The organism is Erwinia sp. 198 (assembly GCF_003937915.1).
In the GTDB taxonomy this organism is placed as follows: Bacteria; Pseudomonadota; Gammaproteobacteria; order Enterobacterales; family Enterobacteriaceae; genus Erwinia; species Erwinia aeris.
In genome coordinates, this window is record NZ_RHUM01000006.1 from 194,533 (window position 1) to 215,645 (window position 21,113).

The following is a 21,113-nucleotide window of genomic DNA, read 5'->3' on the forward strand; positions in this document are numbered from 1 at the left end:
AAGCGTATCTGACGCGACATAAGACCCTTCATATAACAGCTAATTGCGTCTGAATTACGCATTCACAATAAGTTCCCTCTCTACGACCAGACCTTCAGGCGAGAGGCTCGCTTTACAGGCAAGCACCTCGACCCCGCTTGCGCGCGCCTGAACCATGAGTTCTGCGTAGCGTACATCAATGTGACGCGCCGGGGTAACGTCCTCAATCCCCGAGTGCAGAACGGCAAATAAAAGCACCGCGCGCTCGCCATTTTCCGCAATCTTCGCCAGTTCGCGCAGATGCTTCTGGCCACGCTCGGTAACCGCATCCGGAAAGTAACCCTTACCCTGTTGTAAGAGCGTTACGGATTTGACTTCAATATAGCAGTTGACGCGATCCTCTGCCTTTAACAGGAAATCAATACGGCTTTTTTCAGCGCCATATTTCACTTCACTTTGTAAATCAGCATAACCGGATAATTCCGGAATCCGCCCGGCCAGCAGCGCTTCTTTTACCAGCATGTTGGCGCGCAGCGTATTTACGCAGATCCAGTGGCCCTGCTGCGTTTGTGTCAGTTCCCAGCTGTGCGGATACTTTCTGGTCAGACTGTCCGACGTGGAGTACCACACCGTATCGCCTGGCGTCGCGCAGCCGGTCATCGCGCCGGTATTGGCGCAATGCAGCGTTAGTTCGGTGCCGTCTGGCGTAATGACATCGGCCAGAAAGCGTTTATAACGTTTGACCAGCGTGGCCTGGCGCAGCGGCGGCGTAAAATTCATAAACTTTCCTGTTGCAGTTCCCAGCTTGCCAGCTCCCGATAGCGCGTGCGGCCCTGGCTGAACAGCGACTCGAAGAGCGCAAAGCGCTCCACGCGAAACGGCCAGCTGAAATTACGCGGCGGCAGCGCAACCGGCTGGAGAGCATTGCGGAATAATGTGACATGCGGATGAAACGGCTGCGGACTTTGATAACAGCCGCTGCGCGCGGCCTGCGAGCGTAACAGTCCGGCCAGCTGCAGCAGCCCGCGCGGCGCCTGCTTCGGCCCCAGCCAGACCACGCCGGAACGCGGCCAGTGCCCCGCGTCATCCAGCGTCAGGGTGAACGGCGACTGCCTGATGCGTCCGGCCATTTGTTGGAGCGCGCGCTGCTTTTCCGCACCGACATCGCCTAAAAAGGCCAGCGTAAGATGCAGGTTAGCCGCCGCTATCGGACGGCCAGTCTCTTCGGCAAAGGTGGCGGCGCGCCACGCAATAACCTCCTGACTGCTGTTGGCCGGTAGCGCGATACCGAAAAACAGTCTTTTTTGCTCGTTCATGGTGCCCTCCGGTATTCCAGAAGCAGGAATGCTACAATGCCCGGCAACTTAAGGCCAGGAGCAGAGACGTGAGTTCATTACCAGTCAGCGCTGTATTACCCGAGCTGTTGGCGGCCCTGCGGGATGCGCCGCAGGTGCTGCTGGCGGCGCCGACCGGCGCGGGAAAATCGACATGGCTGCCGCTGCAGCTTTTGCAGCAGGTCAGCGGGCGCATTTTGCTGCTGGAGCCGCGCAGGCTGGCAGCGCGTAACGTGGCGCAACGGCTGGCGGATCAGCTTGGCGAAGCGCCAGGCCAGACCGTGGGTTACCGGATGCGCGCCGAAAGCCGCAGCGGGCCGTCCACGCGGCTGGAGGTGATTACGGAAGGCATCCTGACGCGGATGCTACAGCAGGATCCGATGCTGGAAGGCGTCTCGCTGGTGATCCTGGATGAGTTTCACGAACGCAGCCTGCAGGCCGATCTGGCGCTGGCGCTACTGCTGGACGTGCAGCAGGGACTGCGCGAGGATTTGAAAATACTGCTGATGTCGGCCACGCTGGACAACGCTCGCCTGGAGGCGCTGCTGCCGGATGCGCCCTCTGTCAGCTCCGAAGGCCGTTCTTTTCCCGTTGAGCGGCGCTACACATCCCTGTCCGCCAGCCAGCGGTTTGAAGAGGCGGTGGCGCGGCAGGTCAGCGAGCTGCTGCGTGAAGAGCCTGGCTCGCTACTGCTGTTTCTGCCGGGCGTGGGCGAAATCCAGCGGGTGCAGACGCAGCTGGCTTCTCTGGTCGCCAGCGATGTCGATCTTTGTCCTTTATATGGCGCGCTGCCGCTGGCAGAGCAGCGCAAAGCCATCCTTCCTGCGCCAGCCGGCCGCCGAAAAGTGGTGCTGGCGACCAATATCGCGGAAACCAGTCTGACTATCGAGGGCATCCGGCTGGTGGTGGACAGCGCGCTGGAGCGGACGGCGCTGTTCGATACGCGCACCGGCCTGACTCGCCTGCAAACGCAGCGCGTCAGCCAGGCTTCGATGATCCAGCGCGCCGGACGCGCGGGTCGTCTGGCACCGGGCCTCTGCCTGCATCTGATCCCCAAAGAGCAGGCGGAACGCGCGGCGGCCCACAGCGACGCGGAAATACTGCAAAGCGATTTAAGCTCGCTGTGGCTGGATCTGCTGCAGTGGGGCTGCCACGACGCGGCGCAGCTCACCTGGCTGGATAAACCGCCCGCCGCCAGCCTGGCCCAGGCGCAGCGGCTGCTGTCGCAGCTTGGTGCCACCACCGATGCCGGACAGCTGACGGCCAAAGGTCGACGCATGGCCGCTTTCGGCAGCGAGCCGCGCCTGGCCGCGATGCTGGTCGAAGCGGGCAACGATGCGGACAGCGCCGCCACGGCGGCGATGCTGGCGGCGATCCTGGAGGAGCCGCCGCGCGGCAGCGTCGATCTGCGGGACGCGCTGCATCGTCCCCAGCCCCACTGGCAGAAACGAGCGAAACAGCTGCAGCAGCGGCTACGCCTGACCGGCGGCGCGATCGATGCGGCGTTGGCCGCGCCGCTGCTGGCGAGCGCTTTTCCCGACCGTATCGCTCGCCGTCGCGGCACGGAGGGGCGCTATCAGCTGGCTAACGGCATGGGTGCGATGCTCGATCGCGAAGAGGCGTTAATCCGCTATGAATGGCTGCTTGCGCCCGCGCTATTACAGGGCAGCGCGCAGCCCGACGCGCGCATTCTCCAGGCGCTGCCGCTGACGATAGAAACGCTGATCGCCGAGCGGCCGCAGCTTGTCGGGCAGCGGGTAGAGGTGGAATGGCACGACGAGCGCGGCACGCTTTCCGCCTGGCGTCGCGAACAGATTGGCGAGCTGGTGCTGAAATCCCAGCCGCTGAGCAAGCCTGACGAAGCGGTGCTGCACCCGGCGATGCTGCGCTGGATCCGCAGCAAAGGGCTGTCGGTGCTGAACTGGACGCCCGCCGCCGAGCAGCTGCGTGTGCGGCTGGTCTGCGCTGCGCAGTGGCTGCCGGAGCAGGCATGGCCCGCCGCCAGCGAAGCCGATCTGCTCACCTCGCTGGAAAAATGGCTGCTGCCGATGATGAGCGGCGTGCGCGATGCAAAAGGGTTAAAACAGATCGACTGCGTCAACGCGCTATTACAATTGCTCACATGGTCACAGCGCCAGCAGCTGGATACTGTGCTGCCAACTCATTACACTGTGCCCACCGGAAGCCGGCTGCCTATCCGCTACGATGAAGAGAAGCCGCCCGCGCTGGCCGTGCGGCTACAGGAAATGTTCGGCGAAGCGCAAAATCCCAGCGTGGCCGAAGGGCGCATTCCGCTGGTGCTGGAGCTGCTCTCGCCGGCGCAAAGGCCGCTACAGATCACGCGCGATCTGGCGGGCTTCTGGCAGGGAGCCTGGCGTGAAGTGCAAAAAGAGATGAAAGGGCGCTATCCCAAACATCTCTGGCCCGACGATCCGGCCAGCGCGCTGCCGACGCGGCGCACCAAAAAGTATTCCGCACCTTCCTGATCGGGTTTCAGAAGGTTCCCGTTCCACCGTAGTTGATGTCAGTGCATAGTCGGCCCGCCGACGGCGGCTCTGGAGAAAAGAAACGAATGTCAGACGATCGCGAACCTATTGGGCGTAAAGGTAAACAGCCCAACCCCCCGCGTAAAACGGCGGGCCGGGGTCGCCGCAGGGATGTTGATAATATTGATTTTCAGGATGATGACCATAATAACGAGGAGAAAGTACCCGTGCCACGTAAAGGAAAAGGGCGGCCGCCGCGTAAAAGAGGCTGGCTGAGCTTAATGATTAAGCTGCTGCTGGTATTTATTGTACTGATGGCGGTCTACGGGGTGTACCTGGATTCGCAGATCCGTAGCCGTATCGACGGCAAAGTCTGGCAGCTGCCCGCCACGGTGTATGGCCGCATGGTCAATCTTGAGCCGGGCATGGCCTACAATAAAAAAGAGATGATCGCGCTGCTGGAAGGCACGCAGTACCGGGAGGTGACGCGCATGACGCGGCCTGGCGAGTTTACCGTGCAGGGCAACAGCATTGAGATGATCCGCCGCCCGTTTGACTTCCCGGACAGCAAGGAAGGGCAAATCCGCGCGCGGCTGAGCTTTGACAACGACTCGCTGACCGAGATCAAAAACCTCGACAGCGGCCGCGACTTCGGCTTCTTCCGTCTCGATCCTCGTTTGATCACTATGCTGCAATCGCCAAACGGCGAGCAGCGCCTGTTTGTGCCGCGCGCGGGCTTCCCGGATCTGCTGGTCGATACGCTGGTGGCTACCGAAGACCGCCATTTCTACGAGCACGACGGCATCAGCCTGTACTCTATCGGTCGCGCCTTCCTGGCGAATATCACGGCAGGAAAAGCGGTGCAGGGCGGCAGTACGCTGACCCAGCAGCTGGTGAAAAACCTCTTCCTGACCAACAAACGTTCGCTGTGGCGCAAGGCTAACGAAGCCTATATGGCGCTGATTATGGACGCGCGCTACAGCAAAGACCGCATTCTGGAGCTTTACCTGAATGAGGTTTATCTGGGCCAGGCGGGCAACGATCAGATCCGTGGCTTCCCGCTGGCAAGCCTCTACTACTTTGGCCGTCCGGTAGACGAGCTGAGCCTGGATCAGCAGGCGCTGCTGGTGGGCATGGTGAAGGGCGCGTCGCTCTATAACCCGTGGCGCAATCCGAAGCTGGCGCTGGAGCGCCGCAACCTGGTGTTGCGTCTGCTGCAGCAGCAGAAAGTGATCGACCAGGAGCTGTACGACATGCTCAGCGCCCGTCCGCTTGGCGTACAGCCGAAAGGCGGCGTGATCACGCCACAGCCTGCGTTTATGCAGATGGTGCGCAATGAGCTACAGGCGAAGCTGGGCGATAAGATCAAAGATCTGTCCGGCGTGAAAATTTTCACCACGCTGGATTCTGTTTCGCAGGATGCGGCGGAAAAAGCCGTGGAAGAAGGGATGCCGGCGCTGCGTAAACAGCGCAACCTGAAGGATCTGGAGACTGCGATGGTGATCGTCGATCGCTTCAGCGGCGAAGTTCGCGCCATGGTTGGCGGCGCCGATCCACAGTTTGCGGGCTATAACCGTGCGCTGCAGGCGCGCCGTTCGATTGGTTCTCTGGCTAAGCCAGCCACCTATCTGACCGCGCTGAGCCAGCCGGACAGCTATCGTCTGAATACCTGGATTGCCGACAATCCGATCGCGCTGAAGCAGCCAAACGGCCAGGTCTGGAAGCCGCAGAATGATGACCGCCGCTTCAGCGGCCAGGTGATGCTGGTGGACGCGCTGGCGCACTCCATGAACGTACCGACGGTGAACCTGGGCATGACGCTGGGCCTGCCGCAGGTGGTGGATACCTGGACCAAACTCGGCGTGCCGAAGGCTGAGCTCCAGCCAGTGCCGGCCATGCTGCTGGGCGCACTGAACCTGACGCCGGTAGAAGTGGCGCAGGCTTTCCAGACTATCGCCAGCGGCGGCGACCGCGCGCAGCTTTCCGCGCTGCGTTCGGTCATTGCCGAAGACGGCACCGTGCTTTATCAGAGCTTCCCGCAGGCGGAACGTACCATTCCGGCCCAGGCTGCCTACCTGACGCTTTACGCGATGCAGCAGGTTGCGCAAGAGGGCACGGCCCGCGCGTTAGGCTCGCGCTATCCTAAGGCGCATCTGGCGGCGAAAACCGGCACCACTAACAATCTGATCGACAGCTGGTTTGCGGGCGTGGACGGCAAAGAAGTAGCGATTACCTGGATTGGCCGCGACAATAACCAGAGCACCAAACTGTACGGTGCCAGCGGTGCGATGCAGATCTACCGTCGCTATCTGGACAATCAGGCGCCGATGCCGCTGATGCCGACGCCGCCGGAAGATATTGCGCCGATGAACGTGGATTCAGCCGGTAACTTTGTCTGCGGCACGGGCAGCAGCAGCTGGCGGACGCTGCCGGTGTGGACCACCGATGCCGACGCGCTCTGTCAGCAGCAGCAAATGCAGCAGCAGCAAATGCAGCAGCAGCAAATGCAGCAGCAGGAACAGCAGCAGCAGGAACAGCAGCCTGCTCAACAGCCGCAAAACGAGCAGAAGGATGCGGACGGCGTGGCGGGTTGGATCAAGGATATGTTTGGTAAATAACTGAAAACAGGTGGAAAGCCGGCTCCTGACGAGCCGGCTTTTTTTTGCCTTATTGGCCTCGGCGGCAGAAAAAGTAAACCAGCAAAAAGAAGCTTTTCAGCATAATGGCATGATAACGGCTTTATTTTTCCTGCTTTAAGCTGGCCTGAACTCCCCTGGATTCGCGCTAAAAGCGCCCGATTTTTTCTTGCGAACCCGGCGCAAATTCGCCTATCATCCTGTCGTTATAATAATAATTCTCGTTTACATTCTACTTTTCATCAGAGAACGCTAAATGGCTATTTCATCTTTGAAATCATCCGCTTTGCCGGTAAGCCGACTGGCCTGCCTTGTTGCCGTCGCGCTTTCCTCCTCTGCTTTCGCCGCCAGCGAACAGACTATTACCGTCAGCGCCAACGCCGATGCCGCCAGCGAAAACGCCTGGGGCCCGGCGCCGACCATCGCCGCCAAACGCAGCGCCACCGGCACCAAAACCGATACGCCGATTGAAAAAAATCCGCAGTCCGTTTCGGTGGTGACCAGCGACGAAATCGAGATGCGCAACGTCAGTACGGTTAAGGAAGCCTTTAACTATGCGCCCGGCGTGATGACCGGCAACCGCGGCAGCTCGCAGGTTATCGACGCGCTGTCTATCCGTGGCTTCAGCGAAACCAACACCAACCAGTATCTGGACGGCCTGAAGCTGCAGGGCGACAACTACTCCGAGTTCGCTATCGATCCTTATTTTCTGGAGCGCGCGGAGCTGCTGCGCGGGCCGGCATCTGTGCTTTACGGCAAGAGCAACCCGGGCGGCGTAGTTGCGCTGGTCAGCAAGCGTCCGACCACGGAAACGCTGCGCGAAGTGCAGTTCCAGATGGGTTCGGATAATCTGTTTTCCACCGGCTTCGATTTCGGCGGCGCGCTGGATGACGGCGGCGTTTACTCCTGGCGCCTGACCGGCCTGGCGCGCAGTCAGGATGCGCAGCAGGATATGCAGAAAGAGAAGCGCTATACCGTGGCGCCTTCTTTCAGCTGGCAGCCCGACGCCAACACCAACTTCACGCTGTTAACCTATTTCCAAAACGAGCCGGAAACGGGCTACTACGGCTGGCTGCCGCGTCAGGGTACCGTGGTGCCGATTGTCGATGCCAACGGCCGGCAGCACAAGCTTGGTACCGATTTTGACGAAGGCGAGGCGAGCAACAAGATCTCCCGCAACACCAAAATGGTGGGCTATAACTTCTCGCACAGCTTCAACGATACCTGGACCGTGCGGCAAAACCTGCGCTATGCCGATCTGCGCACCGACTATCGCAGCATTTACGGCAACGGTTTCGACAGCGCCAGCAGTGCCATTACCCGCGCTTACGCCGGTTCTGAAGAAGAGCTGAACCAGTTTGCTGTCGATAACCAGGCGCAGGCGAAATTCGCCACGGGCGCGCTGGCTCATACCCTGCTGCTGGGCGTCGACTATCAGCGTACCCGCAACGATATCAACGCCGGGTTCGGCACCGCTTCCGCGCTGAGCGCGGTGGATCCGCAGTACGGCAACGACAGCACCACGATCACCTTCCCGTATCACTATCTGAACAAGCAGGAGCAGACCGGTCTGTACGCGCAGGATCAGATGGAGTGGGATCGTTGGGTGATGACGTTGGGCACGCGCTACGACTATGCCATGACCTCGGCATTCAGTCGCGACAGTAATACGCTGTCGAAAAACCACGACCAGGCCTTTACCTGGCGCGGCGGTCTGAACTACGTCTTTGATAACGGCGTGGCGCCTTATTTCAGCTACAGCGAATCCTTTATTCCGACTGCCGGAACCACCGCTGAAGGGCAGCCGTTCGATCCGTCACGCGCTAAGCAGTACGAGGCTGGCGTAAAATACGTGCCGAAAGACCGCCCGATTGTGATCACCGGCGCGCTCTATCAGCTGACTAAAACGAAAAATCTGACGGCGAATCCCGATCCTGATTTTGCCAATTTCAGCGTGCAAAGCGGCGAAATCCGCTCGCGCGGCGTCGAGCTGGAAGCGAAGGCGGCGGTCAATGCCAACGTTAACGTTATCGCCTCCTACACCTATACCGATGCGGAATACACGCACGATACCCTGCTCAAAGGGAAAACGCCGGTAAACGTGCCGAAAAACATGGCGTCGCTGTGGGCCGATTATACCTTCCACGAAACGGCGCTTTCCGGCCTGACCGTGGGAAGCGGCGTGCGTTATGTTGGCGAGAGCAAAGGCCTTTATGCCGATACGGAGCAAAATGGCTCCAGGTCAAACCAGAACTTCAACGTGGCGGCTTACACCACCGTCGATGCCGTGGTGAAGTACGACCTGGGCCGTTTTGGCCTGCCTGGCTCGTCGGTTGGCGTCAACGTTAACAACCTTTTCGATCGGGATTATGTCGCCAGCTGCTATCGCGACTACGCCTGCTACTGGGGTGCCGAACGTCAAATCGTCGGGACCGCCACCTTCCGTTTCTAACTCAACCGGGCGCGGCTTGCCGCGCCCGTCAGGCAGAAGATTGTTATGCATTCTCCGCACGTAACCGACAGTACCTTCTCGCTGCATCAAGCCTCGTTTGCCGTTCCGGGTCGTATCCTGCTCCAGCCGCTGTCGCAGACCTTTCCTGCCGGAAAAGTCTGCGGGCTGATTGGGCATAATGGCTCCGGCAAATCCACGCTGTTAAAGCTGTTGGGGCGCCATCACGCCGCGACCGGCGGCGAAGTGCGGCTCAATGATAAAGCGCTGGCGCAGTGGCCCGCTAAGCTCTTTGCCCGTGAGGTCGCCTATCTGCCGCAGCAGCTGCCCGCCGCCGAGGGCATGACGGTACGGGAGCTGGTGTCGATGGGGCGCTATCCCTGGCACGGCGCGCTGGGCCGCTTCGGCAGCGAAGATCGCGATCGCGTCGATGAAGCCATTGCGCTGGTGGGCCTGAAACCTTTCGCCTCGCGTCTGGTGGACAGCCTTTCCGGCGGCGAGCGCCAGCGCGCCTGGATTGCGATGCTGGTGGCGCAGAACAGCCGCTGCCTGCTGCTGGATGAACCGACTTCCGCACTGGATATCGCTCATCAGGTTGAGGTGCTGGCGCTTATCAAGCGGCTCAGCCATGAGCGGGGGCTGACCGTGATCGCCGTGCTGCACGATATCAATATGGCCGCCCGCTACTGTGACCATCTGGTCGCCTTGCGCAACGGCGGGATGATTGCGCAGGGCGATGCCAGCGCGATTATGCAGCCGGAGGTGCTTCAGGCCATTTACGGTATCCCAATGGGCATTCTGCCGCACCCGGACGGCGGCACGCCGGTAAGTTTTGTTTACTAAAGGAATTTCCATGCCGGATTTTTATCGCCGCCGCCTGCTGATGGCAATGGCGTTTGCGCCTTTGCTGCCCGCCTTCGGCAGCCGTGCCGCGGCTGGCATTGACGCAGCGCGCATTGTGTCGCTGGAGTGGCTGCCGACAGAGCTGCTGCTGGCGCTTGGCGTCGCGCCGATGGGCGTAGCAGAAATGTATAACTACCAGCTTTGGGTCGGCGAGCCAAAGCTGCCTGCCTCGACGGTGGATCTGGGCCTGCGCACCGAACCCAATCTTGAACTGATGATGCAGATGCGGCCTTCGCTCATTCTTTACTCTTCCGGCTATGGGCCATCCAACGACAAGTTTGAAAAAATCGCGCCCGCGATGGGCTTCGCCTTCAGCGACGCCGGCGGCAAACCGCTGACCGTGGCGCGGCAGTCGCTGATGCAGCTGGCCAACCGTCTCGATCGCGTGCCGCAGGCGCAGCGCCATCTGGCGCAGTTCGACGCCTTTATCGCCGCCGCCAGAACGCGCGTCGCCGGTCGAAAGCGACGCCCCGTGCTGCTGATGTCGCTGCTGGATGCGCGTCATGCGCTGGTTTTTGGCAAGGGCAGCCTGTTTCTGGAAGTGATGAACGAGCTGGGGCTGGAAAACGCCTGGCAGGGCGAAACCAATTTCTGGGGAAGCGCGGTGATCGGGCTGGAAAGGCTGGCAACGCTAAAAGACGTCGAGGCGATCTGTTTTGCGCATGGCGACGATAATTTAATGCAGCAGGTCAGCGCCACGCCGCTCTGGCAGGCGATGGATTTTGTTCGGCAGCAGCGTTTTCGCCGCGTGCCGCAGGTCTGGTTCTACGGCGCAACGCTTTCTGCGATGCGCTTTTGCCAGTCGCTGGATCGGGCGCTGGGGTCGCTATGAAAAATTCCGCGCGTTTTCCTGTGTTCTTCTTAACGCTGCTGTTCGCACTGGCGCTGGGCCTGACCGGCTATAACTTCAGCCAGCATCTTGATCCGACGCTGTGGTTCAGCGCGATAAAAGCCGCCGGTCCCGAAAGCGTCAGCCAGATGGTGTTTCACTACAGCCTGCTGCCGAGGCTGGCACTGTCGCTGCTGGTAGGCGCCGGGCTTGGGTTAGTGGGCCTGCTCTTCCAGCAGGTGCTGCGCAATCCATTAGCAGAGCCAACCACGCTTGGGGTCGCCACCGGCGCGCAGCTTGGCCTGACCATTGCCGCGCTCTGGAGCCTGCCGCTATTTGACCAACAGTTTGCCGCTATGCTTGGCGCGCTGGCGATCGGGCTGATTGTGTTTGGCATCGCCTGGGGGAAGAGGCTTTCTCCGGTCACGCTGATCCTGGCCGGCCTGGTGATGTCGCTCTATTGCGGCGCGGTTAATCAGCTTATCGGCCTGTTTAATCACGACAGGCTGCAGAATATCTTTTTATGGGGAACCGGCTCGCTGAACCAGATGGACTGGCGTAACGTCGAATTCCTGTGGCCGAAGCTGCTGACGGGCTTTGTGCTGGCGCTGCTGTTACGCAGGCCGATGACGCTGATGGGGCTGGACGACGGCGTGGCGAAGAATCTGGGGCTGGCGCTGTCGCTGGCCCGCTTAAGCGTGCTGGCGCTGGCTATTGTGCTCAGCGCACAGCTGGTAAACGCGGCGGGGGTAATCGGCTTTATCGGCCTTTTTGCGCCGCTGCTGGCAAAAATGCTGGGCGCAAGACGGCTGCTCAGCCGGATGCTGCTGGCGCCGTTTATCGGCATGTTGCTGCTTTGGCTGGCCGATCAGAGCGTGATCTGGCTCAGCTGTCGCTGGCAGGAAATATCAACCGGTACGGCAACCGCGATTATTGGCGCGCCGCTGCTGCTGTGGTTGCTGCCGCGCCTGCGTACCGCTTCCGCGCCGCCCGCGCTGGATCGGGGCGATCGCGTGCCGGTCGAGCGCCACGGCCTGCTGTTGTGGTGTCTGTGCGGCGTGGCGCTGCTGTTGGCACTGGGCGCCGTGGCCCTAAGCTTCGGACGCGGCGCTGACGGCTGGACGTGGGCAAGCGGCGAGCTGTGGCAGCAATTGTTGCCCTGGCGAATGCCGCGACTGGCGGCGGCGCTGGCGACGGGCATGATGCTGGGCGCGGCTGGCTGCCTGGTGCAGCGCCTGACCGGCAACCCGATGGCCAGTCCGGAAGTGCTGGGCATCAGCTCCGGCGCCGCCTTTGGCGTGGTGGTGATGCTGTTTCTGGTGCCCGGCGACGCCTTCGGCTGGCTGCTGCCCGCCGGCAGCCTGGGCGCGGCGATCACGCTGCTGATTATTACTCTTGTGGGCGGGCGCGGCGGCTTCTCACCCGAACGTATGCTGCTGGCGGGCATGGCGTTGAGTACCGCCTTTGCCACTCTGCTGATGCTGCTGATGGCCAGCGGCGATCCGCGTATGGCCGGGCTGATGACGTGGATTTCCGGCTCGACCTATAGCGTGAGCGGCGAGCAGGCGATCAGGACGATAATCGTGGCGGCCGTGCTGCTGGCGCTGACGCCGCTGTGCCGTCGCTGGCTGACGCTGTTGCCGTTAGGCGGCGAAACGGCTCGCTCGCTGGGCGTGGCGCTGAAAACCTCGCGAATGGCGCTGCTGCTGCTGGCGGCGGCGCTGACGGCGGCGGCCACGCTGACCATCGGGCCGCTGAGCTTTGTCGGGCTGATGGCACCGCATATCGCAAGGATGCTGGGTTTCCGGCGGGCGCTGCCGCAGCTGCTTATCGCCAGTCTGCTTGGCGGCGGTCTGATGATGATAGCGGACTGGTGCGGACGGATGGTGGCCTTTCCGGCGCAGGTGCCGGCGGGGCTGCTGGCGACCTTTATCGGCGCGCCTTACTTCGTTTATCTGCTGCGGAAGGTGTGAAGGAAAGGGCAGCGCCTGGTGCGCTGCCCGACTACCGTTACGCCAGCTTAGCGAAGCTGCGGCGTGCGGCGTCTACCGTGCGCTGAATATCTTCCTGGCTGTGCGCCAGCGACATAAAGCCCGCTTCAAAAGCGGAAGGGGCGAGGTAAACGCCTTCTTCAAGCATCAGGTGGAAGAATTTCTTAAAGCGCTCCACGTCGCACCGGGTTACGTCCTGATAGCTGGTGACCTGGTCGGCTGCGGTAAAGAACAGCCCAAACATGCCGCCAACGTGGTTAACCACCAGCGGAACGTTGGTTTCTTCTGCCGCCTGCAGCAGGCCTTCTGCCAGCCGGGTGGTGAGGTCGGTCAGCGTGGCGTGCGTGCCGGGCTTCGCGATCTCGCTCAGGCAGGCAAAACCTGCGGCCATCGCAATCGGGTTGCCGGAAAGGGTGCCCGCCTGATAAACCGGCCCCGTCGGTGCCAGCGCTTCCATCACTTCGCGACGACCGCCAAATGCGCCAACCGGCATCCCGCCGCCGATGATTTTGCCCAGGCAGGTTAAATCCGGCACCACGCCGTAATGTGCCTGCGCGCCAGCCAACGCTACGCGGAAGCCAGTCATCACTTCGTCGATAATCAGCAGCGCGCCAAATTCGTCGCAGAGCGCGCGCAGGCCTGGCAAAAACTCCGGCAGCGGCGGGATGCAGTTCATATTGCCCGCGACCGGCTCGACGATGATGCACGCGATTTCATGCGGATACTGCTCAAAAGCGGCGCGCACGGAATCCAGATCGTTATAGGTGCAGGTCAGCGTGTGCTTAGCAAAATCGGCCGGTACGCCCGGTGAATTCGGCTGGCCGAGAGTCAGCGCGCCTGAACCGGCTTTCACCAGCAGGTGGTCGGCATGGCCGTGGTAACAGCCTTCAAATTTGATAATTTTGTCGCGATGGGTAAAACCGCGAGCCAGGCGAATGGCGCTCATCGTTGCTTCGGTGCCGGAGTTCACCATGCGCACCATGTCCATCGTCGGCACCAGTTCGGTCACCAGCTCGGCCATTTTGACTTCCATTTCGGTCGGCGCGCCAAAGCTCAGGCCGCGCTCTACGGCTTCGATAACCGCGCTACGGATGGCAGGATGGTTGTGGCCCAACACCATTGGTCCCCAGGAGCCTACATAGTCGATATAGGCTTTGCCGTCGGCGTCGTAAAGATAAGCGCCGTTAGCGCGTTCGATAAAGAGCGGTACGCCGCCAACGCCGGTGAAGGCGCGTACCGGCGAGTTGACGCCGCCGGGAATAACTTGCTGTGCCTGAGCATACAGATTTTCAGACTTACTCATGGTTCCGCTCCTGAGGATGCATTAAGAAAAACCCCGCCATTCTAAGGGAACAGACGGTCGGGTTGAAAGGCCGCCGGCGCTTTTGACACGAAAGGATCAGCTTTTCCTGGCGACAGCCGCGACGGGATGAGTAAAATATCAGCTTCGCCTGAGCTGATACGAATGGAATATGCAGCAGATAACCTCTTCGTCCGACCAGTTACACGTGGTGCCAGCCCGACGCGGCGACTTTCTCCGCCTGCTATTAAGACGCGATAAAACGCCGATCGTGGTGTTAATTATGGCAGGCATTGTCGGCCTGCTGGCCGGCCTGGCAGGCGTCGCCTTTGAAAAAGCGGTGCACAGGGTCAGCCACTGGCGGCTGGCAATGCTGGCAGACGTTGAAAAACACTGGCTCCTGCTGTTTCCGCTGGCGTTTATTCTTTCCGCGCTGCTGGCCGTCGTGGGGTACTATCTGGTGCGCCGCTTTGCGCCGGAAGCCTCAGGCTCTGGCATTCCGGAAATCGAAGGCGCGCTGGAAGAGCTGAGGCCGGTGCGCTGGTGGCGGGTAATCCCCGTTAAATTTATCGGCGGCATGGGAACACTGGGCGCGGGCATGGTGCTGGGACGCGAAGGGCCGACGGTGCAGCTGGGCGGCAACATCGGACGCATGGTGCTGGATATTTTCCGCATGAAAAGCGCCGAGGCCCGGCACTCTTTGCTGGCTACCGGCGCCGCTGCCGGGCTTTCAGCCGCGTTTAACGCGCCGCTGGCGGGCATTCTGTTTATCATCGAAGAGATGCGCCTGCAGTTTCGCTACAGCGTGATTTCTATCAAGGCCGTGTTTATCGGCGTTATTATGTCGAGCATCGTGTTCCGCATTTTCAACGGCGAACATGCGGTGATCGCCGTCGGTAAACTTTCCAACTCGCCGGTCAACACGCTCTGGCTCTACCTGCTGCTGGGCATGATTTTCGGCATCGTCGGCGTGGCGTTTAACGCGCTGATTTTTAAAACACAGGATATGTTTCAGCGCCTCCACGGCGGCAACCTGAAAAAAATTCTGATTATCGGTGCCATGCTGGGCGGTCTTTGTGGCGTGCTTGGCGTCATCGAGCCGGAGGCGGCAGGCGGCGGCTTTGAGCTGATCCCCATCGCGGCGGCCGGTCAGTATACCGTGGGCACGCTGCTGTTTATTTTTATCGCGCGCATGGCGACTACACTGCTCTGCTTTGGTTCCGGCGCGCCGGGCGGCATTTTCGCCCCGATGCTGGCGCTGGGCACGCTGCTGGGCACCGCGTTCGGCATGGCCAGCGCCTCGCTGTTTCCTGCTTATCATCTGGAAGTGGGGACGTTTGCTATTGCCGGCATGGGCGCACTGTTTGCCGCTTCGGTCAGGGCGCCGCTTACCGGCATCGTGCTGGTGCTGGAAATGACCGATAATTATCAGCTTATTCTGCCGATGATTATCACCTGCCTTGGGGCAACCTTACTGGCGCAGTTTCTCGGCGGCAAACCGCTGTATTCCTCACTGCTGGCGCGCACGCTGGAAAAACAGCAGCAGGCTGATGACGCGGTAGCAGCGGCTGCTAATACCACAAGCGACAAACAGGCGCATACTTGATTGCTATACTGGTGTGTAAGATAATGGTGCGATTAATGGTCGAATTCTGACCGGCCCGAGTGCCTGATGGAGTATGAAATGAGTGAAGATGTAGCTCTGCCCCTGCAGTTTACCGAAGCAGCGGCCAGTAAAGTTAAAAACCTGATCTCAGATGAAGAGAATCCCGATCTGAAACTGCGCGTCTATATTACCGGCGGCGGTTGCAGCGGCTTCCAGTACGGCTTCACCTTTGACGATAAGGTCAACGATGGCGATATGACGATTGAAAAATCGGGCGTGGCGCTGGTGGTGGATCCTATGAGCCTGCAATATCTGGTTGGCGGCTCGGTGGACTATACCGAAGGACTGGAAGGCTCGCGTTTTATCGTGACTAACCCGAACGCCAAAACCACCTGCGGCTGCGGTTCTTCTTTCAGTATCTGAATAAAAAACCCCGACGTTGCCGCCGGGGTTTTGACTTACCATTCTACAGTGACCAGTTTCGACTTCTGGCGCGTTTCGCGGTTAGACGAAATGGCCGTCTGCGTGACTTTCGGCTGTGCGGCTCTTTGTTGGCCGCAATCCACTGCAGGTGTTCTTGCTGTGATAGTACTCTGCCCGTCAATGTGACATTGGGAGTAAATGGTCAGCCTGACGCCAATGCTGCCGGTAATGGAAGCAGCCGCCGCCTGACCTGCCATCATCAGGCCTAAGGCCATATAAACGGCTTTCATTGCTGTAGTTTCCTGGTGTAAAAGGGCAAAGCCCTGAAATGCCGGGCGGCGCTTATAACAGCCTTGCCGCCTCGTAATTAGGTTAACGACCATCTTCGCTGGAACTTTAACCGACTTTAGTACAGGGTTCTGCCGTCTCAGGGCTGCAATTGACTGCACAATGCCCGTGCAGCCTGAAGAATGCGCGGGCCGGGCCGGCTGAGCCAGTCATCATTTATTACAATTACCTGCGCATTGAGCTGCGGCCGCCAGAAGGCGCTGACGGCGGCGGCATCACCGCCGGTCACGATGGCCTGCGGATGCCGCATCAAAACCTGTTCGCGGCTGACCTGAGGCCAGGCGACGCGGCTGTCGGCAAAGATGTTTTCGCCGCCGCACAGCTGTACAATTTCGTTTTGCAGCGTATTGCGCGAGGCGGTGAAAAGCGGCCGCTGGCCAAACTGTAAAAATACCGACACTTTGCGTGCGTGCTGATAACGCTTTTTCAGGACATCCCACTGCTGCTGTAGCGCCGCCGCCTGCCTGTCAGCCTGTTGCGGATGTGGGCTGAAGATTTTAAGATCGCGCACGGCGGCAATCATCTCGCCAATCGTGGCTGGTGCCAGCCACACCACCTTAATACCGAAGGCCGCCAGCTGATCGACCTGTCGCTGTGGATTTCCTTCGCGCCAGGCGAGCACCACATCCGGCTTTAAGCTGATGATGCGTTCAACGTTAATTCCCTGCCAGTTCGCCACCTGTTCGATAGCGGCGGCAGCAGGGGGAAAGTCGGAATAAGCGCTGACGGCGACAGGGGTGATGCCTGCGGCAAAAGCCAGTTCGGTCAGGTTTGGCGCAAGGGTGATAACGCGGGGCGCGGCGGCTGCCGCTCCGTAACAGAGCAGCAGCAATAAGGTGAAAAGCTTAGCCACGAAGATGGGTCAGCAGCGTTTCCACCAGCAGTGATGACTGCCTGGCGGCAACGGTCAGAAACTCGTCAAAGCTCAGATGCGACTCCTGGTCGGCCACGTCGGAAATGGCTCGTACCACTACGAACGGCGTGCCGAACTGGTGACAAACGTGAGCGATAGCCGTCGCTTCCATCTCTACGCCTACGGCCTGCGGGAAAGTGGTACGAATGCGCGCCAGCGGTTCGGCACCGTTAATAAAGGCATCGCCGCTCACGACCAGGCCGCGTACGGCGTTCAGGCCAAGCTTAGCAATGCAGCTTTCCGCCGCGGCAATCAGTTTATCATCGGCCGCGAAGGCGGCCGGACAGCCTGCCATCTGGCCCGGCTCGTAGCCGAAAGCGGTGACGTCGGCATCGTGATAGCGCACCTCGTCGGATACCACGATATCGCCGACTTTCAGCGTGGAGGCCAGACCGCCTGCGGAACCGGTATTGATCACAAAATCCGGTTTGCACAGCTCCAGCAGCAGCGTGGTGCCCATTGCTGCAGAGACTTTGCCAATACCTGATTTCAGCAGGGCAACCTCAACGCCGTTCAGCGTGCCGGTATAGATCTCGCAACCGGCCAGCGCGATAGTCTGGCGGTTTTCAATTTTATCGCGCAGCAGGGTAACTTCCTGCTCCATCGCGCCAATAATGCCTGCTTTCATAGGAATGCTCGCTGTTGTTGTGGAAGTTGTTCAATGTAGTGCATAGTTTATCATGATTAGCAGGTTTAACTCATCAGGGCGGGCTATTATGACAGCGACAGATTTCAGGACGAAATTCAGTTTCGAGCGGCCCTTTAATAACCGCGAAAAGCCCGAAGGCGAATATTATATTACCCGCCATTTTGAAAGCGATCGTGGGCGTATTATTAATTCGGCGGCTATTCGGCGACTTCAGCAAAAAACGCAGGTCTTTCCTCTGGAGCGAAACGCCGCCGTGCGCTCGCGGCTGACGCATTCGCTGGAGGTACAGCAGACCGGCCGCTACATCGTGAAAGAAGTGCTTCAGGCACTGCGCAAGCAGCCTGGCGGGCTGGAAAAGTACGGCCTGGCCGATTTAACCGGCGCCTTTGAAAGCCTGGTGGAAATGGCCTGCCTGCTGCATGACGTCGGTAATCCACCGTTTGGCCATTTTGGCGAGGCGGCGATCAACGACTGGTTCCGTGTGAATTTGCCCGGGTTGCTGACCGAGCCGCAGGAGGCCGGGGTTGATGACAGCGAGCAGAACGAAAAATTCCTCGCCATGAATGCCCGCCTTCGTCAGGATCTTTGCCATTTTGAGGGCAACGCACAGGCTATTCGCCTGGTGCATACGCTGCTTCAGCTTAATCTTTCCTATGTACAGGTCGCCTGCATTTTAAAATACACGGCGCCGGCCTGGTTTCAGGGCGAAAAACCGCCGCAGTTTAGTACGCTGATGAAAAAGCCAGGCTATTATCTTTCCGAAGAGAAGTACGTTGCCGATCTGCTCAGGGCGACCAACACTCAGCAATATCATCGTTTTCCGCTGACCTATATTATGGAAGCCGCCGACGATATCTCTTATTGTATTGCCGACCTGGACGACGCCGTTGAAAAAGCGATTTTCAGCGTCGACCAACTTTATCAGTTTTTAGAAGACGAGTGGACGCTGCTGCGAAAAAACAAAAAGGTCACCTCTGACGAACTCTTTGTAAAGATTGTCGGCTTTGCTTACACCGAAGCGCAAAGTAAAGAGCGCTATCGCAGCCGAAGCGATACCTTTTTTATGAAGCTTCGCGTTAAAGTACAGTCCGCATTGGTCGAGCACGCCGTTAAACGATTTGTCGATAATATTGGGCCAATCTGGCAGGGAAGTTTTAATCATTCGCTGCTGGAAGATGACGGCGATGAAAACCAGCTGTTGAATCTGTTTAAAAAAGTTGCCAGAAAGCACGTATTTAATCATCCGGAAGTCGAACAGCTGGAGCTGCAGGGTTATCGGGTGATAAAAGGCCTGCTGGATATTTATAAGCCCTTATTACAGCTTTCTTATCAGGATTTTAACATGCTGATAAATGAGGATTTCCATCCAGACTACCCAATTGAAACACGGCTGTTTCATAAATTATCCGGCAAACACCGAAAAGCTTATTCGGTACACATGAAAAACCTGAAGATCGAACAGCGATTTGAACGTCTGCTCTGGGAGCGTTATTATCGGGCGCGTTTGCTGCAGGATTATGTCAGCGGCATGACCGATCTTTATGCCTGGGACGAATATCGTCGTTTGATGGCAGTGGAATAAGCGTTTTTCCCGGCGGGTTTGTAAAGGCAGAGAATATTTTTTTACTTTTCGCTGAAACTTATACATGAACTTAGCGTTAAAAAATGACTCTTACCAGCACGTCCGCTGCACGTTTCGCCTATCAGAACAGAAGAGAATCAGACGCATGAAAAAAACACTTTTAGCCAGCGCGCTGGCCCTGAGCCTGGGAATGGCCATGGGCCCGCTGACCGCTACGGCCGCAGAAACGGCTTCCTCTTCCAGCCAGCAGCTGCCAAGCCTGGCGCCGATGTTAGAAAAAGTGATGCCTTCAGTAGTGAGTATCAACGTTGAAGGAAGCACAACGGTACGCACGCCGCGTTTACCTCAGCAGTTCCAGCAGTTCTTCGGCGGCAACTCGCCTTTCTGTCAGGATGGTTCGCCTTTCCAGGGATCACCAATGTGTCAGGGCGGCGGTCAGCAGGGGGGGGCCGATACCCAACAGGAAAAATTCCGCGCGCTGGGTTCAGGCGTAGTAATTAACGCAGAGAAAGGCTATGTCGTCACCAATAACCACGTAGTCGATAACGCAACGAAAATTCAGGTGCAGCTGAGCGATGGCCGCAAGTACGACGCGAAGGTCATCGGCAAAGATCCGCGTTCCGATATTGCGCTGATCCAGCTTAAAGATGCGAAGAACCTTACGGCGATCAAGATTGCGGATTCCGATAACCTTCGCGTCGGCGACTATACCGTGGCGATTGGCAACCCCTATGGGCTGGGCGAAACCGTTACCTCCGGCATCGTTTCCGCGCTGGGCCGCAGCGGCCTGAACGTGGAAAACTATGAAAACTTTATTCAGACGGATGCGGCTATCAACCGGGGCAACTCCGGCGGGGCGCTGGTAAATCTGAACGGCGAGCTGATCGGTATTAACACCGCCATTCTGGCACCGGACGGCGGTAACATCGGCATCGGCTTCGCTATTCCAAGCGATATGGTGAAAAACCTGACGGCGCAGATGGTAGAGTATGGCCAGGTGAAACGCGGCGAGCTGGGGATCATGGGCACCGAGCTGAACTCAGAGCTGGCGAAAGCGATGAAGGTGGACGCGCAGCGCGGCGCCTTTGTCAGCCAGGTACTGCCGAATTCTTCGGCGGCGAAGGCGGGCGTAAAAGCGGGCGACGTGGTGATTTCCATTAACGGCAAGCAGATTTCCAGCTTTGCAGCGCTGCGCGCGCAGGTCGGATCGCTGCCGGTCGGCACTAAAATGGCGTTGGGGCTGATCCGCGAGGGTAAACCGATGACGGTCAACGTTGAGCTGCAGCAAAGTTCGCAGGCTAAAGTCGATTCCGGCAATATCTATGTTGGTATCGAGGGCGCCGATCTCAGTAACTACGATGCAAAAGGCATGAAGGGCGTGAAGGTCAATGACGTTAAGGCGGGCTCCGCCGCGGCGCGTATTGGCCTGAAGAAAGACGACGTGATTTTGGGCGTTAACCAGCAGGCGGTCGCAAACCTGGGTGAGCTGCGCAAAATCCTCGATGGCAAACCCTCGGTGCTGGCGCTGAACATTCTGCGCGGCGACGCCTCTATCTACCTGTTAATGCAGTAACTTCCTGCCGGATGCTGGCCCGCAAGGCCAGCATCCCTGCCAACAACGCATTTTCATCTTTCCGCTTATTTTTACACTCTGGATCACGCCTAGTGCATTTGCATGATGTCGC

16 protein-coding genes are annotated in these 21,113 nt (G+C 59.1%); 10 read left to right on the forward strand and 6 right to left on the reverse strand.

Annotation, left to right across the window (positions count from 1 at the left end; translation table 11 throughout):
* Window positions 1–54: 54 nt before the first annotated feature.
* Both sfsA and thpR read right to left on the reverse strand, forming a co-directional pair.
* Window positions 55–759, reverse strand: a complete 705-nt coding sequence (gene sfsA, locus EGK14_RS10620; RefSeq protein ID WP_125289068.1) for a DNA/RNA nuclease SfsA — start codon at window positions 757–759, stop codon at window positions 55–57.
* Window positions 756–1,295, reverse strand: coding sequence for an RNA 2',3'-cyclic phosphodiesterase (gene thpR, locus EGK14_RS10625; protein WP_125289069.1), 540 nt, complete (start codon window positions 1,293–1,295; stop codon window positions 756–758). Before thpR ends, sfsA begins: the two co-directional genes overlap by 4 nt.
* A gap of 68 nt (window positions 1,296–1,363) precedes the next feature.
* On the opposite strand from thpR, the gene hrpB reads away from it, so the two are divergent.
* The 6 genes from hrpB (at window position 1,364) to fhuB (ending at window position 12,589) form a co-directional block, all read left to right on the forward strand.
* Window positions 1,364–3,799 carry an ATP-dependent helicase HrpB gene (gene hrpB / locus EGK14_RS10630; RefSeq protein ID WP_125289070.1) on the forward strand — a complete coding sequence of 812 codons (2,436 nt, stop codon included), beginning with the start codon at window positions 1,364–1,366 and terminating at the stop codon, window positions 3,797–3,799.
* A gap of 86 nt (window positions 3,800–3,885) precedes the next feature.
* Window positions 3,886–6,417, forward strand: a complete 2,532-nt coding sequence (gene mrcB / locus EGK14_RS10635) for a bifunctional glycosyl transferase/transpeptidase (protein WP_125289071.1) — start codon at window positions 3,886–3,888, stop codon at window positions 6,415–6,417.
* A 274-nt stretch (window positions 6,418–6,691) separates the two neighbouring features.
* Window positions 6,692–8,887: a ferrichrome porin FhuA gene (fhuA, locus tag EGK14_RS10640; protein WP_125289072.1), complete on the forward strand. Its 2,196-nt coding sequence runs from the start codon at window positions 6,692–6,694 to the stop codon at window positions 8,885–8,887.
* 45 nt (window positions 8,888–8,932) lie between these two features.
* A complete protein-coding gene (gene fhuC, locus EGK14_RS10645) occupies window positions 8,933–9,727 on the forward strand; it encodes a Fe3+-hydroxamate ABC transporter ATP-binding protein FhuC (RefSeq protein ID WP_125289073.1) in 795 nt (264 codons plus the stop codon).
* A 10-nt stretch (window positions 9,728–9,737) separates the two neighbouring features.
* On the forward strand, window positions 9,738–10,619 hold the full coding sequence (fhuD, locus tag EGK14_RS10650; RefSeq protein ID WP_125289074.1) for a Fe(3+)-hydroxamate ABC transporter substrate-binding protein FhuD: 882 nt from the start codon (window positions 9,738–9,740) through the stop codon (window positions 10,617–10,619).
* Complete coding sequence (fhuB, locus tag EGK14_RS10655; RefSeq protein ID WP_125289075.1) at window positions 10,616–12,589, forward strand: Fe(3+)-hydroxamate ABC transporter permease FhuB; 1,974 nt, start codon at window positions 10,616–10,618, stop codon at window positions 12,587–12,589. Before fhuD ends, fhuB begins: the two co-directional genes overlap by 4 nt.
* Window positions 12,590–12,626: 37 nt before the next feature.
* On the opposite strand, the gene hemL is transcribed toward fhuB, so the two are convergent.
* Window positions 12,627–13,910, reverse strand: coding sequence for a glutamate-1-semialdehyde 2,1-aminomutase (hemL, locus tag EGK14_RS10660; RefSeq protein ID WP_125289076.1), 1,284 nt, complete (start codon window positions 13,908–13,910; stop codon window positions 12,627–12,629).
* A 169-nt stretch (window positions 13,911–14,079) separates the two neighbouring features.
* On the opposite strand from hemL, the gene clcA reads away from it, so the two are divergent.
* The gene (clcA, locus tag EGK14_RS10665; protein WP_125289077.1) at window positions 14,080–15,513 is read left to right on the forward strand and encodes a H(+)/Cl(-) exchange transporter ClcA; all 1,434 of its coding nucleotides are present in this window, start codon (window positions 14,080–14,082) and stop codon (window positions 15,511–15,513) included.
* Window positions 15,514–15,591: 78 nt separating this feature from the next.
* Window positions 15,592–15,936, forward strand: coding sequence for an iron-sulfur cluster insertion protein ErpA (gene erpA, locus EGK14_RS10670; RefSeq protein WP_125289078.1), 345 nt, complete (start codon window positions 15,592–15,594; stop codon window positions 15,934–15,936).
* 35 nt (window positions 15,937–15,971) lie between these two features.
* On the opposite strand, the gene EGK14_RS10675 is transcribed toward erpA, so the two are convergent.
* The 3 genes from EGK14_RS10675 to mtnN all read right to left on the reverse strand — a co-directional run bounded on the left by EGK14_RS10675 (window position 15,972) and on the right by mtnN (window position 17,825).
* Window positions 15,972–16,226, reverse strand: coding sequence for a hypothetical protein (locus tag EGK14_RS10675; protein WP_125289079.1), 255 nt, complete (start codon window positions 16,224–16,226; stop codon window positions 15,972–15,974).
* Window positions 16,227–16,363: 137 nt separating this feature from the next.
* The gene (gene btuF, locus EGK14_RS10680; protein WP_125289080.1) at window positions 16,364–17,137 is read right to left on the reverse strand and encodes a vitamin B12 ABC transporter substrate-binding protein BtuF; all 774 of its coding nucleotides are present in this window, start codon (window positions 17,135–17,137) and stop codon (window positions 16,364–16,366) included.
* Window positions 17,130–17,825 (reverse strand): 5'-methylthioadenosine/S-adenosylhomocysteine nucleosidase, encoded by a 696-nt coding sequence (mtnN, locus tag EGK14_RS10685; RefSeq protein WP_125289081.1) that lies wholly within the window; start codon window positions 17,823–17,825, stop codon window positions 17,130–17,132. Before mtnN ends, btuF begins: the two co-directional genes overlap by 8 nt.
* 88 nt (window positions 17,826–17,913) lie before the next feature.
* Between mtnN and dgt the strand changes: the two genes are divergently transcribed.
* Both dgt and degP read left to right on the forward strand, forming a co-directional pair.
* On the forward strand, window positions 17,914–19,428 hold the full coding sequence (dgt, locus tag EGK14_RS10690; protein ID WP_125289082.1) for a dGTPase: 1,515 nt from the start codon (window positions 17,914–17,916) through the stop codon (window positions 19,426–19,428).
* Between the two features lie 145 nt (window positions 19,429–19,573).
* Window positions 19,574–21,001, forward strand: coding sequence for a serine endoprotease DegP (gene degP / locus EGK14_RS10695; protein WP_125289083.1), 1,428 nt, complete (start codon window positions 19,574–19,576; stop codon window positions 20,999–21,001).
* Window positions 21,002–21,113: the final 112 nt, after the last annotated feature.

What these genes read in the sequence shown, in the direction of transcription:
- thpR (WP_125289069.1), bottom strand. Translation starts at nt 1,295, where the DNA reads ATGAACGAGCAAAAAAGACTGTTTTTCGGTATCGCGCTACCGGCCAAC.
- EGK14_RS10675 (WP_125289079.1), bottom strand. Translation starts at nt 16,226, where the DNA reads ATGAAAGCCGTTTATATGGCCTTAGGCCTGATGATGGCAGGTCAGGCG.
- sfsA (WP_125289068.1), bottom strand. Translation starts at nt 759, where the DNA reads ATGAATTTTACGCCGCCGCTGCGCCAGGCCACGCTGGTCAAACGTTAT.
- erpA (WP_125289078.1), top strand. Translation starts at nt 15,592, where the DNA reads ATGAGTGAAGATGTAGCTCTGCCCCTGCAGTTTACCGAAGCAGCGGCC.
- mrcB (WP_125289071.1), top strand. Translation starts at nt 3,886, where the DNA reads ATGTCAGACGATCGCGAACCTATTGGGCGTAAAGGTAAACAGCCCAAC.
- fhuA (WP_125289072.1), top strand. Translation starts at nt 6,692, where the DNA reads ATGGCTATTTCATCTTTGAAATCATCCGCTTTGCCGGTAAGCCGACTG.
- fhuB (WP_125289075.1), top strand. Translation starts at nt 10,616, where the DNA reads ATGAAAAATTCCGCGCGTTTTCCTGTGTTCTTCTTAACGCTGCTGTTC.
- dgt (WP_125289082.1), top strand. Translation starts at nt 17,914, where the DNA reads ATGACAGCGACAGATTTCAGGACGAAATTCAGTTTCGAGCGGCCCTTT.
- hemL (WP_125289076.1), bottom strand. Translation starts at nt 13,910, where the DNA reads ATGAGTAAGTCTGAAAATCTGTATGCTCAGGCACAGCAAGTTATTCCC.
- fhuC (WP_125289073.1), top strand. Translation starts at nt 8,933, where the DNA reads ATGCATTCTCCGCACGTAACCGACAGTACCTTCTCGCTGCATCAAGCC.
- degP (WP_125289083.1), top strand. Translation starts at nt 19,574, where the DNA reads ATGAAAAAAACACTTTTAGCCAGCGCGCTGGCCCTGAGCCTGGGAATG.
- mtnN (WP_125289081.1), bottom strand. Translation starts at nt 17,825, where the DNA reads ATGAAAGCAGGCATTATTGGCGCGATGGAGCAGGAAGTTACCCTGCTG.
- clcA (WP_125289077.1), top strand. Translation starts at nt 14,080, where the DNA reads ATGCAGCAGATAACCTCTTCGTCCGACCAGTTACACGTGGTGCCAGCC.
- fhuD (WP_125289074.1), top strand. Translation starts at nt 9,738, where the DNA reads ATGCCGGATTTTTATCGCCGCCGCCTGCTGATGGCAATGGCGTTTGCG.